Annotated in this window: 13 protein-coding genes; 8 read left to right on the top strand and 5 right to left on the bottom strand. The window is 72.2% G+C overall.

Annotated features, from left to right (window positions below):
* Position 1: 1 nt before the first annotated feature.
* A complete protein-coding gene (locus ACFPL3_RS25130) occupies positions 2-736 on the bottom strand; it encodes an SDR family NAD(P)-dependent oxidoreductase (protein WP_343944272.1) in 735 nt (244 codons plus the stop codon).
* An 87-nt stretch (positions 737-823) separates the two neighbouring features.
* On the opposite strand from ACFPL3_RS25130, the gene ACFPL3_RS25125 reads away from it, so the two are divergent.
* Positions 824-1,174 (top strand): MerR family transcriptional regulator, encoded by a 351-nt coding sequence (locus ACFPL3_RS25125; protein WP_343944271.1) that lies wholly within the window; start codon positions 824-826, stop codon positions 1,172-1,174.
* A 36-nt stretch (positions 1,175-1,210) separates the two neighbouring features.
* On the opposite strand, the gene ACFPL3_RS25120 is transcribed toward ACFPL3_RS25125, so the two are convergent.
* A complete protein-coding gene (locus ACFPL3_RS25120) occupies positions 1,211-2,359 on the bottom strand; it encodes an epoxide hydrolase family protein (protein WP_343944270.1) in 1,149 nt (382 codons plus the stop codon).
* An 88-nt stretch (positions 2,360-2,447) separates the two neighbouring features.
* Here ACFPL3_RS25120 and ACFPL3_RS25115 point away from each other — a divergent pair, with 88 nt between their 5' ends.
* Positions 2,448-2,963 (top strand): CGNR zinc finger domain-containing protein, encoded by a 516-nt coding sequence (locus tag ACFPL3_RS25115; RefSeq protein ID WP_343944269.1) that lies wholly within the window; start codon positions 2,448-2,450, stop codon positions 2,961-2,963.
* A gap of 291 nt (positions 2,964-3,254) precedes the next feature.
* On the opposite strand, the gene ACFPL3_RS25110 is transcribed toward ACFPL3_RS25115, so the two are convergent.
* Positions 3,255-4,163, bottom strand: coding sequence for a helix-turn-helix transcriptional regulator (locus ACFPL3_RS25110; protein WP_343944268.1), 909 nt, complete (start codon positions 4,161-4,163; stop codon positions 3,255-3,257).
* Between the two features lie 137 nt (positions 4,164-4,300).
* Here ACFPL3_RS25110 and ACFPL3_RS25105 point away from each other — a divergent pair, with 137 nt between their 5' ends.
* On the top strand, positions 4,301-5,053 hold the full coding sequence (locus ACFPL3_RS25105) for an SDR family NAD(P)-dependent oxidoreductase (protein WP_343944267.1): 753 nt from the start codon (positions 4,301-4,303) through the stop codon (positions 5,051-5,053).
* Between the two features lie 69 nt (positions 5,054-5,122).
* Here ACFPL3_RS25105 and ACFPL3_RS25100 read toward each other — a convergent pair whose 3' ends face one another.
* A complete protein-coding gene (locus ACFPL3_RS25100) occupies positions 5,123-5,476 on the bottom strand; it encodes a winged helix-turn-helix transcriptional regulator (RefSeq protein ID WP_343944266.1) in 354 nt (117 codons plus the stop codon).
* 149 nt (positions 5,477-5,625) lie between these two features.
* Here ACFPL3_RS25100 and ACFPL3_RS25095 point away from each other — a divergent pair, with 149 nt between their 5' ends.
* Positions 5,626-6,000: a hypothetical protein gene (locus ACFPL3_RS25095; RefSeq protein ID WP_343944265.1), complete on the top strand. Its 375-nt coding sequence runs from the start codon at positions 5,626-5,628 to the stop codon at positions 5,998-6,000.
* 270 nt (positions 6,001-6,270) lie between these two features.
* Here ACFPL3_RS25095 and ACFPL3_RS25090 read toward each other — a convergent pair whose 3' ends face one another.
* Positions 6,271-7,470 carry an ROK family transcriptional regulator gene (locus ACFPL3_RS25090; RefSeq protein ID WP_343944264.1) on the bottom strand — a complete coding sequence of 400 codons (1,200 nt, stop codon included), beginning with the start codon at positions 7,468-7,470 and terminating at the stop codon, positions 6,271-6,273.
* A 115-nt stretch (positions 7,471-7,585) separates the two neighbouring features.
* On the opposite strand from ACFPL3_RS25090, the gene ACFPL3_RS25085 reads away from it, so the two are divergent.
* The 4 genes from ACFPL3_RS25085 to ACFPL3_RS25070 are packed head-to-tail and all read left to right on the top strand — an operon-like array spanning position 7,586 to position 11,821.
* Positions 7,586-8,848, top strand: coding sequence for a sugar ABC transporter substrate-binding protein (locus tag ACFPL3_RS25085; RefSeq protein WP_343944263.1), 1,263 nt, complete (start codon positions 7,586-7,588; stop codon positions 8,846-8,848).
* On the top strand, positions 8,845-9,774 hold the full coding sequence (locus ACFPL3_RS25080; protein WP_343944262.1) for a carbohydrate ABC transporter permease: 930 nt from the start codon (positions 8,845-8,847) through the stop codon (positions 9,772-9,774). The genes ACFPL3_RS25085 and ACFPL3_RS25080 overlap by 4 nt, the downstream gene beginning before the upstream one ends.
* 8 nt (positions 9,775-9,782) lie before the next feature.
* On the top strand, positions 9,783-10,610 hold the full coding sequence (locus tag ACFPL3_RS25075) for a carbohydrate ABC transporter permease (protein WP_343944261.1): 828 nt from the start codon (positions 9,783-9,785) through the stop codon (positions 10,608-10,610).
* Positions 10,607-11,821 (top strand): Tm-1-like ATP-binding domain-containing protein, encoded by a 1,215-nt coding sequence (locus ACFPL3_RS25070; RefSeq protein WP_343944260.1) that lies wholly within the window; start codon positions 10,607-10,609, stop codon positions 11,819-11,821. The genes ACFPL3_RS25075 and ACFPL3_RS25070 overlap by 4 nt, the downstream gene beginning before the upstream one ends.
* The last annotated feature ends 4 nt before the right edge of the window (positions 11,822-11,825 follow it).

Genomic DNA, 11,825 nt, shown 5'->3' with positions numbered 1-11,825 from the left:
TTCAGGGCCTCTCCGGCCTTGAATGTGGCTTTCCTGAACCACCCGGGCCTGAACCACCCGGGCCTGAACCACCCGGGCCTGAACCACCCGGGCCGAGGACGACCTCCCGCTCCCAGCTCCCCTTCGCCTGGGCGTGCAGGCGCCAGTACTCCTCGGCGATGACGTCCGGGTCGAGGGCCGTGCCGACGACGACGTCCCCGTCGGGGGTGACCGAGGCGACGTGCACGCCGGAGGGCCCGTACGCCAGGTCGAGCACCTCGACGAGCGTCCGGAGGCCGGCCTTGCCCAGGGAGAGGGACACGTAGCCGGGCTTCGGCTCGGGCATGCCGCCGGTGACGAGGAAGGTTCCGCTGCCGCGCTGCGCCATCCCGGGCAGGACGTGACCCGCGGCGACGTACGCCCCGCCGACGTTGACGGCCCAGGTCTCGACGAGCTGCGCCGCACTGAGCTCCCCCACCGCGTCGGGGCGCACGAGCGCGGCGTTGTGGACGACGACGTCAGGGGCGCCGAGCCGGTCCGCGGCCCGGTCGAGCACGCTGCGCAGTTCCGTCTCCCGCGTGCTGTCGGCGGTGAGGGGCACGGCGGTTGCCCCGGCCGCTTCCACCTCGCCGGCCACCGAGCGCAGCACCGCTTCCGAGCGGGCGACGAGGACGACCGGCAGGCCCTCGCGCGCGAACCGCAGTGCGACCGAGCGGCCGATCCCCGGCCCGACTCCGATGATCACGGCTCCCGACATCTGCGTTTCCTCCCGGTGTGGAATGTGTCGGGCGGACCGTAAGGTTTCACACCGGTGTGAAGGTCAAGCCCGGAGCCGGAGCCTCGAGTGCGGATCGGTGAGCTCGGCCGCGCCGCCGGCGTGAGCACCCGGCTGCTGCGCTACTACGAGGAGCAGGGGCTGCTGCAGCCCACGCGGGGGCCGAACGGCTACCGGGAGTACGCCGAGGCCGACCTCGCCGCGGTGCTGCGCATCCGGGCCCTGCTCGCGGCCGGCCTCCCCACCTCGGTCATCGGGCAGGTGCTGCACTGCGTGCACGACGACGGCGGGAGGCTGGCGTCGTCGGGCTGCCCGGGCGTCGTCGATCTCCTGCACCGCGAACAGGCCCGCGTCGACGCCGCCATCCGGCGCCTGCGGAGCACGCAGGAGGCGCTGGACACCCTCCTGCGCAGCAGCTGATCCGGCTCGGTGCTCATCATCGGTTGCTCATCGCTGTCACCGCAGCGATGGGCAACCGATACCGCGGAAGAAGGCGGCGATGTCGTCGGCGAGCAGGACCGGCTCCTCGTGCGCGGCGAAATGGCCGCCGCGGGGCATCTCGGTGTAACGGGTGACGTCGTAGGTGCGCTCCACCCAGCTGCGCGGCAGCCTGCCCCCGAGGTCGGCGGGGAAGACCGCCACCCCGGTCGGCACGTCCACGCGCTCGACGCGCGGGCTGTGGCCGTTGCCGCGCTCCCAGTAGGGGCGGAACGAGGTGGAGATCGAGCCGGTGAACCAGTACAGCGACGCCTGGGTCAGCAGGAAGTCGTCGCTGAACCGGCTGGCGACGTCGCCCCCGCAGTCGCTCCACGCCCGGTACTTCTCGAGGATCCAGGCGAGCAGGCCCGACGGTGAGTCGGTCAGCCCCTGCGCGAGGGTGAGCGGACGCGTCTGCTGCTCGTGGGAGTAGCCGCGCTCCTCGTCGAACCACCGCTGCTCCGCGTCGAGGTAGGCGCGCTCGTCGGCGGTGAGGCCCGCCGGGTCGAAGCTGGGCGGGTCGACGGCGTCCAGGAGGTGCAGGCCGGCCACCGCCTCCGGGTGGGCCGCGCCGAGCAGGGTGACCTCCCCCGCGCCGATGTCGGAGCCGTGCGCGCCGTACCGCTCGAACCCGAGCACGTCGTGCATGAGCCGGTGCCAGATCTCGTGGGTGAGCACGCCGTCGAGCGCGGGGCGCTGCGCGCTCAGCCCGTACCCCGGCAGGGTCGGGACGACCACGGTGAACGCGTCGTCCGGGCTGCCGCCGAAGCGGGAGGGCGTGGACAGCCGCTCCGCCACGCCGATCAGCTCGAGGAACGAGCTGGGCCAGCCGTTCGCGAGCAGGATCGGGAACGCGCCCTCGCGTTCGGCGTCGAAGCGCAGGTAGTGCACGGAGGTGCCACCGATCTCGGCGAACCGCGACGGCAGGGCGTTGATCGCCGCCTCGTGCTCGCGCCAGTCGTAGCCCGACGCCCAGTACTCGACGAGGCGGTGCAGCTCGGCACCGTCGGTGCCGGCCTCCCAGGGGTCGACCGGCCACGGCGTCGCCCACCGCGTGGCGCGCAGGCGCGCGGTGAGGTCGTCGAGGTCGGCCGCGGACACGTCGAGCACCGGTCGCGGCTCGGTCATCGGCTTCTCCTCCTGTCGGTTCGACACCAGCGAAAGCTAACAAAGGTGTCGCAAGCCAGCAACACCGGTCAACAACTATGGTGGTGTCGTGCCTGGACTCAGCCTGATCGAGGAATTCCTCAACACGGTCGACGAGCGGTCGTTCCGCAGGCACGGGCAGATCCACGCGGGCGGCGACCAGCTGACGTCGCCGGACGCACTGGCGCGCTGGCTGGCCGCGCACGACCTGGCCGACGCGGGCACCGCCCTGGACCAGGACGACCTGGCCGGCACCCTCGCCCTCCGCACGGCCCTGCGGCAGTCGCTCCTGGGCGAGGCCGACCCCGCCACCGCGTTCGCGGACCACCCGCTGCAGCTCGTGCCGGACGGCGCGGGCGGGATGCGGGTGGCCGCCCGGTCCGGGAGGCGGTGGCTCGACGTCCTCGTCGAGACGGTGGCCGAGGCCGCGTGCCGGGGGGACTGGAAGCGGATCAAGCTCTGCGCGGCACCGGACTGCCGCTGGGCCTTCCACGACACCTCGCGCAACGCCCGCGGACGCTGGTGCAACATGAACGCCTGCGGCAACCGCCACAAGACCCGCGCGTACCGCGAACGCCGCCACTGACGAACCTGCCCGGACCCGCGCCCCTCAGCGATGCGCAACCGACGACCTCGATTGCGTACCAGGTGCCGCGCCCGCGGCCACCGCACCGGGTACGAACGGGCACGTGTCCCCGCGGGCGCCTACTTCGCCCGCTCCCGACCCCGCGAGACGGTTCAGCCCCGGCCGGGTCGGCCCCCGCGCCGGCGAGCAGGTACCCGTCGGGCACGGAACCCGCATCGTCCACGCCGAAGCCGCTCGCAGCGCCACCGCGCGTCCGCGGGATGACCGCGCGGACCGGCACGTGCGCTGAGTTCACATCACCGAGCTGACGGTCCCACCCATGCCTCCGCCGTTGACTGGCGAGCCGGGCGGCCGACCCCGACCTGACCAATCCGGTCGACGGAGGACGCGATCGATGCGTTCACGGCTGCGATCCTCGGCGGGGGTGTGGACGACGATCCGGATACCGGGGTGGTCGACAAGGGCCATGCCGGTGGAGCGGATACGAATTTCCCCGATCTCCGGGAAGTCGTAGTGCTTGTCGCACAGACGGGGCGGGGCCACGTCTTCGGTGTCCCACAAGCGGGCGAACAGAGGGCTCGCGTCGCGCAGGCGGGCGACGAAATCGCGCCATTGCGGATCGTTGAGGTGCTGGCTGTAGCTGTAGCGGAAGCCGGCCACGACCTCCGGTGCCTGTTCGTCGCGGTTGAGGATGCGGCTGTGCTCCTGCAGCGCCGTGAACAGGTACCAGATGGTGTTCCGTTGGGCGGCCGGCGCGCTGACCAGGTGATGGTGTAGAGCACCGTACGACCGATTCCAGCCCAGAACGTCCGTGCGGGCGTTGACCAGCACCGCTGGCAGCGGATCCAGGGCCCGCACGATGGCGTGGAGCTCATCCGGGATGTCGAGCGCGGGTTCCACGTCGGCCAGGAGCTGGGGGACCCCCGCCAGGCGGTAGAGGTGGTCGCGTTCGGCGTCGGTCAGGCGCAGGGTCCGGGCCACCGCGGCGAGCACCTGGGCGCTGGCGTTGATCGGCCGACCCTGTTCGAGCCAGGTGTACCAGGTGATGCCGACCCCGGCGAGCTGGGCGACCTCCTCGCGGCGGAGCCCTGGGGTGCGCCGCCGGGTGCCGGGCGGGATGCCGACCTGGTCGGGTGTGATCCGTTCGCGCCGTGACCGCAGGAACGACCCGAGTTCCTTACCGTGTGCGGTGGCTGTCACGCCACCATCGTGCCCGAGCCGGTGGCAGGTAGCCGGGTGGTGTCAGTACCGGTATGAGCAGGCTCTCAGCACCGGTATCGGAGGAGGTTCAGGCTCGGACCGCTGGTGATTCCGAGCATGAACGGACGAAGATCTCGATGAGCGACACATTTCACGGCAAGATCGCGGTCGTGACGGGCGGCAGCGCCGGTATCGGCCACGCCACGGCCCGGAAGATCGCCGCACGCGGCGGCGCGGTCTACATCACGGGCCGGGACGGGGATCGCGTGAAGGCAGCGGCCGCGGACATCCCCGGTGACGTCGTCGGTGTCCAGGCCGACTCGGCCTCCGTCGACGATCTCGACCGGCTCTTCGCGCAGGTGCAGGAGCGCAGTGGCCGGTTGGACGTGCTCGTCGCCAACGCGGCGGCGATCGTGCCCGCCCCGCTGGGCTCGATCACCACGGAGATCATCGACACCGTGTTCGGCGTCAACGTGGCTGGGACGATCATGACGGTCCAGAAGGCGCTGCCGTTGCTGGTCGACGGGGGTGCCGTGGTGCTCGTCGGGTCGATGGCCGCGCACAAGGCGTCGCGCGGGCAGAGCGTCTACGCAGCGTCCAAGGCCGGGGTTCGGGCGCTGGCCCGTACGTGGGCTCTGGAGCTCAGCCCGCGGGGGATCCGGGTGAACGTGGTGAGTCCGGGCCCGACGGACACGCCCGGCATCGCGCAGCTCGCCCCGGGCGACGAGGCGCGGAAGGCGTTCTTCTCGAGGATGGGCGCCGGGACGCCGATGACCCGGGCCGGCACCGCGGAGGAGGTGGCCGCGGTCATCGCTTTCGTCGCCTCGGACGCCGCTTCCCACGTCAACGGCGCCGACTACCAGGCCGATGGCGGATACGGGCAGGTCTGAACTGCTGATCGATACTGATACTCATCCCGGGCGCCGGGCCGCTCGTGCGCGGGCCCGACCCCGGGTGATTCAGGCCTGTGACGACTCGTCGAGCTCCGCGGCCCAGCGCTCCGACCACGACACCAGCGGCAGGAGGTGCTCCACGAGCTCGGTCCCCAGTGTGGTGAGGCGGTAGCCGTCGGCGTCGGCGACGGCCAGGCGGGCGTCCTGCAGGACGCCGAGCCGTTGGCTGAGCACGCTCGAGGACATGCCGTCGCAGCGCTTCTGGAGGGCGTTGAACGGCAACGGAGCATGCCCGTGCAGCTCCCACATGATCCGCATCGTCCACCGCTGCCCGAGGACGTCGAGCAGCGCCATGATCGGACGCCCGGTGCGTGATCCGCGCACCGGGCGAGCGGGCCGGGGCGCCTGCTGCGCGCTCATGAGCCTGCGCCCGTGTGGCGTACCGGCATTCGCAAGCCTCTTTCCGTGCCTCGGCTGCAGCGCGCCAGCCTAGCCGTGCCCCGTGAATTGACAGGCCCCACGGCGGTGTCGCAGACTCGCTTCTAAATTCGAAGTGGCGAGAGGCGATCATGATCCGCGCACTGCTGGCACCGTCCACGCCGGACACCGTCCGGCCGCTGCTCGCTCCGTCCGTGGCGTTCCACAGCCCGGTGGCCGACTACCGGGGCCGTGACGACGTCGCGCACCTGCTCGCCACGATCGGCCGGTGCCTGACCGACCCCGAGCCGGGCCAGCGGTGCGAAGCGGAGCGGCGGCGGTTCGAGGAGTTCACCGCACACGTGGGTGACCACCCCGTCGACGGCGTGCTGATCCGGCGGACCGGCCCCGAAGGGCTGATCGAGGAACTGACCCTCTTCGTCCGACCCCTCGAGCCGCTGCAGATCGCCGTGGCGATCATGCGGGACGCGCTTCGCGCCGATCCACTGCCGAGCAGGCGGCGGTGACCCGTGGAGGGGCAGCACCCTGATCGACTGCAGCGCGTCCGGGAGGCGGCCTGAGCGCGAGCCGCACTTCACAGTGCGGCTGAGCGCCCCCGTGTGCTGCTCGCGCCAAGCATCGGAAGGTCAGCAGTACCTCACGGTCGTGTCGCCTGCACTGAGGTGCTTCTCGGGCCGGCGCAGCACCCGGGGGCTGGGCTCCGCACCGCCAGCCACAGGTCGTGGCGGGCCCGGGGTTGTGGAACCGCGCACGGCCGCAGCGGCTCGCGGCCGCCCTCAGGCCGACCAGGAGCCGGTGAGCACCGCCCGGTCCACGGCGCGGGGCTCCAGCACGATGTCGATCACGGAGAGCGCGGCGCCCCGGACCCCGGCCAGCTCACCCAGGGCCGTGTTGATGAGGCGGAGGTTCTCGCTGGAACCGGGCAGGGCCGTCTGGTACAGCGACTCGCGGATCCCGGCGAGCAGGGACTCGGCCTCGGTGAGGTAGCCCCACATCGAGATCCCCGCCGGGTTGAGCAGGTTCACCACCGACGACAGCACTTCGCCGATGCGCCGGCCCGAGCGGCGGATGAGGTGCACCGCGTCCCGGTCGCCGTCGTTGGCGAGCTGCACGACCTGCGAGACGTGGTCGACGGGGCGGCCGGCCGCGACCATCTGGCGCACGAGCGCGCTGCCGCTCGCGACCGCGTCGAGGCACCCGACGCTCCCGCAGGCGCACGGGTCGTCGGCGTCGGTGACCTTGATGTGCCCGAGCTCGCCGGCGAGGCGGTCGGCCCCGCGCACCGGCAGGCCCCTGACCACCACCGACGCGTCGATCAGGGTGCCGAGCTTGACGCACACGAGCACCTCGGCGTCCGGCCAGGACACCCGGTGCTCGGCCAGCGCCAGCATGGCGACGTCGAGGTCGAGCAGCACCGGCACGTGGTAGCGCGCCGCGAGGGCGTCGCGGAACTCGTCGCGGTCCCAGCCGACGGCCGAGAGACCGTGCCCGCGCGCGTAGGCCTTCAGCTCGAACGTGCTGGGGGTGCCGACGCCGACCCCGACGACGGGACCGGCCGCGGCCTCCGCGGAGAGCTCCTCGAACGTGCCGTGCAGGAGGTCGAGCACGGCGCCGGGGCCCCGCGCGACGTCGACGGTGCGGAACCGGGCGGCGAGCACCTCGCCGTCGAGGTCGGTCACGGCCAGCCGTACCCCGGTGAGTCCCAGGTGGGCGGCGAGCACCGTGCCCGCGCGCGGGTCGAACCCGAACACGGCGGCGGGACGGCCGCGCGCCCCCTCGGTGCGCATCTCGCTGCGCACGAGGCCGAGCCGCTGGAGGTGGTCGAGCCGCTGCAGGATCGTCGAGCGCGCCACGCCCATGGCGTCCGCGAGCTGGGTGACGGTGCGCGCCCGCCCGCTGCGGATCATCCCGAGCAGCACGCCTGCACCCTCCACCGACGCCGGGGTCGGCGGGTGGCTGCGCTCGGATACGGCCATCCGGCCAACATAACGTCCGGACAATTACGTCGGCAATCTTCATATATATCTTGTGCGTCGCTATAACCCTGCCTAGGCTCAGCCCGACGCCCACGCCGCTGTGGAGGACCCGCCGATGAGATCGCGCCTGCCCGCACTGGCACTCGCCCTCCTGCTGGTGACCTCGGGCCCGGTGCTCTCGGGCTGTGCGATCTCCAGCATCGCGGCGAGCACTCCGGGCAGCACCGTGCTGACGTTCTGGCAGTACTACGACGGCACCCAGAAGGAGTGGCTCGAGGCCGAGGTGCAGCGCTTCGAGGAGCGCAACCCCGGCGTCGAGATCGAGCTGGTGCAGGTGGTTGGCAGCCAGCAGGACCAGAAGCTGCTCGCGTCGGTGGCCACGGGGAGCACGCCCGACCTGTTCACCAACAACATCGTGGTCGACTTCCCGACCCTCGTCGCGGGCGGCGTGATGCGCGACCTCACGCCGCACTGGGAGTCCTTCCCCGACGCCGACCGCTTCCCCGACCACGCCACCTGGGAGGACGAGGGCCGCATCTACAACCTGATGTCGTACACGAACCTGGTCGGCCTCTACTACAACCAGGACATCCTCGACGAGTACGGCCTCGCTCCCCCCACCACGCTCGACGAGCTGCAGGCCGCCATGGAGACGGTCGAGGCCGGCGGGAAGTACGGGGGCGTCGCACTCTCCGGCGCCGCCGACGTGGAGGGCGCATGGCTCTTCGCGCCACAACTCCTCGGCCTGGGCGTTGGCTACTGCAACCTCGCGGAGTCGGCCCAGCAGGTCACCGAGGCGTTCCGGCGCATCGCCGCGTGGCGGGAGACGGACTCGCTGCCGCGCGCCGCGGCCACCTGGGACCAGAACGCGTCGTGGCAGCAGTTCATGACGGGCCGCTACGCGTTCGCGCTCAACGGCAACTGGCAGCTCGGCAACGTCAAGGAGGCCGGGTTCCGCTACGGCACCGCGCAGTTCCCGGCGCCCACGGGCGGGAGGAGCCAGGTCTTCCCCGGCGGGGAGGGCTTCGCGATCGGGTCGAAGTCGCAGCACCCCGACCTCGCGTGGAAGTTCCTGGAGCAGCTCATGTCGCCGGAGAGCGGCCTGGCCGTGTACGAGGCGGCGGGCTCCATCCCGCTGCACGAGCAGGCCGCCGCGGCGCCCGAGATCCAGCAGGACCCCCTGGTCGCCCCGTTCGTCGCCGCCACGCGCGACGCGGCCCCGTGGCCGAACAACCCGAACACCGCGGCCATGCAGAAGGCGCTCGGCACCGCGGTCAGCTCCGTGATCTCCGGGGAGCAGTCGCCGGAGGACGGGGCGCGGGACGCGATCGAGAGCGTCGCCGAGGCACGTGAGCAGGGCGGCGGAGGATGCGCATGAGCGGGCTCGCCACGAAGATCCCGGAGGTCGCGGCACCCCCGCAGGCCCCACCGGAGAGACGCCGGAGCGCGATCACCCCGCTCGGCTTCGGCGTGCCCGCCGCCGTCGTGCTGGTCGCCATGGCGCTCTACCCGCTCGTCGTGCTGTTCCAGATGTCGGTGAGCGACGTCGGGCCGAGCAACATCGTCGGCGGCTGGTCGCTCGTCGGCCTCGACAACTTCGCCGACGCGCTCGGCGACCCCGAGACCTGGTACGCGCTGTGGCGCACGCTCGGCGTGTGCGCCGTGCTGCTCACCTCCAACCTGGTGCTGGGCTTCGTCTGCGCATCGGTGCTGGCCGAACCGGGCCGGGGCAGCGGCGCCGTGCTCGGACTGATGGTGTTCATCTGGGCGCTGCCGCCGCTGGTCAGCGGCAGCGTCTGGAAGTTCCTGCTCGACGACTCCGGGGTGCTCAACTCGGTGCTCGGCGTCGTCGGGATCGGGCCGGTGCCCTGGCTGAGCTCGCCCAGCGCGGCGCTGTGGACGGTCGCGGGCGTCGTCGCCTGGTCGGCGCTGCCGTTCTCGACGCTGATCCTTCGCGGCGCGATGCTCGCCGTGCCGAGGGAGGTCCTCGAGGCCGCCGCGATCGACGGGGCGGGCTACTGGACCACGCGGGCCCGCATCGTGCTGCCGCTCCTGCGGCCCACCATGTGGATCCTCGCGATCCTCACGGTGGTCTACGCGTTCAAGAGCTTCGACTTCGTCTACGTCCTCACCGAGGGCGGGCCGGGCACCTCGACCAACACCCTGCCGGTGCTGTCCTACTACACCGCGTTCACCCAGTTCGACATGAGCACGGGCGCCACCGTCGCGGTGCTGTCGATGATCGTGGTCGCCGCCTGCGCCGTGCCGTACGTGCGCCGGGTCAACGCGGAGGTCCCCCGATGATCCCCGGGATGATCACCGCTCCCACCCGGGCGCTGTTCGCCGTCGTCAAGGCCCTGCTCGCGCTGGCGTACGCCGTGCCGCTCGCCTGGATCGTGGTGACGTCGTTCAAGAGCACCACGCAGGTGCTCACGGACCCGAACGGGGTCGTGTTCGCCCCCACCCTCGACACCTACCGCGAGGTGGTCGGCGAGGGCGCGGCGGCGATCGTCACCTCGGTGCAGATCAGCGTGGTCGTCACGGTCGTGGTCGTGGCGCTCGGGGTGCCGGCGGCGTTCGCGGCGGCGGAGCGCCTCAGCGGCGGCGCGGCGCGGGTGATCGCGGTCGCGCTCGCCGGGCTGCTCGTCCTGCAGATGATCCCGCAGCCGATGACGGTGATCCCGCTGTTCAGCGTGCTGGCGCAGTGGGGGATCCTCAACACGCTCCCCGGCCTGATCCTCGCCGACGTCGCGGTCATGCTGCCGTTCGCGATCATGCTGCTGCGGCCGTACGCGCAGGACGTCCCGCGGGCGCTGTACGAAGCCGCCGTGATCGACGGGGCCGGGCCGTGGCGGTCGTTCCGCTCGATCACCGTGCCGATGATGCGCAACGGCGTGTTCACCGTCGCCAGCGTCGTCTTCATCAACGCGTGGGGCGAGTTCGTCTACGCGATCAACCTGCTGCCGCCCGGCGTGGTGCCGCCGGTCAGCGGCCTGCTCGCGTCGCAGAACACCACCTACGCCGCCAACTGGAACGGGCTGATGGCGCTCGCGGTGCTCACCTCGCTGCCGCTCGTGGTGGTGTTCGCGGTCTCCCAGAAGCGGCTGATCAGCGGGTTGTCGTTGGGTGCGGTCAAGTGAACGTCGTGCTCGTCGGCGCGCTCGACACGAAGCACGCCGAGTACGGGTTCGTCCGCGACCGGATCACGGCGGCGGGGGTGCCCTGCCTGCTGGTCGACACGTCCGTGCTGGGCGAGCCGGGGCTCGCCGCCGACGTCGACCGGCGTGCTGTGGCGGAAGCGGCGGGCGCCGAGCACGACGGGCTGGTTGCTGCCGGGGACCGGAACGCCGCCGTCTCGGCGATGGCCCGCGGCGCCGCCGCCGTGGTGCGCGAGCTGCACCGGGCGGGCCGGGTGGCCGCCGTCGTCGTGCTCGGCGGGTCGAACGCAGGCTTCGTGATGAGCGAGGTGGCCCCGGTGCTGCCGCTCGGCGTGCCGAAGGTGCTCGTGTCGACGGTGGTCGCCGGCGACACCCGCCCGTACGTCGGCACCAGCGATCTCACGATGATCTACCCGGTCGTCGACATCGCCGGGCTCAACTCGGTGAGCACCCCCGTGCTGGCCAGGGCGGCCGACGCCGTCGTCGGGATGGTCACCGGACCACCGGTCCCCGTCGCAGCCGACCGCCCCGTCGTGGGCGCCACGATGTTCGGCGTCACCACCGCGTGCGTGCAGGCCGTCGGCGAGCACCTGGGGGCGAACGCCGAGGTGCAGGTCTTCCACTGCACCGGCACCGGCGGGCGCACCTTCGAGTCCCTGATCGCCTCGGGGCTGTTCGCCGCCGTCGCCGACGTCACCACCACCGAGCTCGCCGACGAGCTGGTCGGCGGCGTCTGCACGGCGGGACCGCACCGGCTGGAGGCGGCCACGGCGCACGGCGTGCCGCAGGTGGTGAGCGTCGGCGCCCTGGACATGGTCAACTTCGGCCCGCGTGACACCGTGCCCGCCGAGCACGCCGGGCGGCACCTGCTCGCCCACAACCCGTCGGTCACGCTCATGCGCACCTCCCCCGCCGAGAACGCGGAGCTGGGCCGGATCATCGCGCGCAAGCTCGCGGGGGCCCGCGCGTTCGTCGAGGTCCACGTGCCGCGGCGGGGCTTCTCCCAGATCTCCGCGCCGGGCGGGCCGTTCCACGACCCCGAGGCCGACGCCGCGCTGATCGACGCATTGCAGGCGGCGCTCGACCCGCGCATCCCCCTGCACGTCCACGACCTCGCCGTGAACGACCCGGCCTTCGCCCGCCACATCGGCGCGGCGGTGGACCGGGCCATCCTCAGCACGAAAGGCACGTGATCTT

This window comes from Pseudonocardia zijingensis, from assembly GCF_042657305.1.
Lineage (GTDB): Bacteria > Actinomycetota > Actinomycetes > Mycobacteriales > Pseudonocardiaceae > Pseudonocardia > Pseudonocardia zijingensis.
Note: the sequence above shows the minus strand (reverse complement) of the source record. Positions and strands in the feature narration are given on the sequence as shown.

What these genes read in the sequence shown, in the direction of transcription:
- ACFPL3_RS25105 (WP_343944267.1), top strand. Translation starts at nt 4,301, where the DNA reads ATGAGCGACACATTTCACGGCAAGATCGCGGTCGTGACGGGCGGCAGC.
- ACFPL3_RS25120 (WP_343944270.1), bottom strand. Translation starts at nt 2,359, where the DNA reads ATGACCGAGCCGCGACCGGTGCTCGACGTGTCCGCGGCCGACCTCGAC.
- ACFPL3_RS25090 (WP_343944264.1), bottom strand. Translation starts at nt 7,470, where the DNA reads ATGGCCGTATCCGAGCGCAGCCACCCGCCGACCCCGGCGTCGGTGGAG.
- ACFPL3_RS25080 (WP_343944262.1), top strand. Translation starts at nt 8,845, where the DNA reads ATGAGCGGGCTCGCCACGAAGATCCCGGAGGTCGCGGCACCCCCGCAG.
- ACFPL3_RS25095 (WP_343944265.1), top strand. Translation starts at nt 5,626, where the DNA reads ATGATCCGCGCACTGCTGGCACCGTCCACGCCGGACACCGTCCGGCCG.
- ACFPL3_RS25130 (WP_343944272.1), bottom strand. Translation starts at nt 736, where the DNA reads ATGTCGGGAGCCGTGATCATCGGAGTCGGGCCGGGGATCGGCCGCTCG.
- ACFPL3_RS25075 (WP_343944261.1), top strand. Translation starts at nt 9,783, where the DNA reads ATGATCACCGCTCCCACCCGGGCGCTGTTCGCCGTCGTCAAGGCCCTG.
- ACFPL3_RS25100 (WP_343944266.1), bottom strand. Translation starts at nt 5,476, where the DNA reads ATGAGCGCGCAGCAGGCGCCCCGGCCCGCTCGCCCGGTGCGCGGATCA.
- ACFPL3_RS25085 (WP_343944263.1), top strand. Translation starts at nt 7,586, where the DNA reads ATGAGATCGCGCCTGCCCGCACTGGCACTCGCCCTCCTGCTGGTGACC.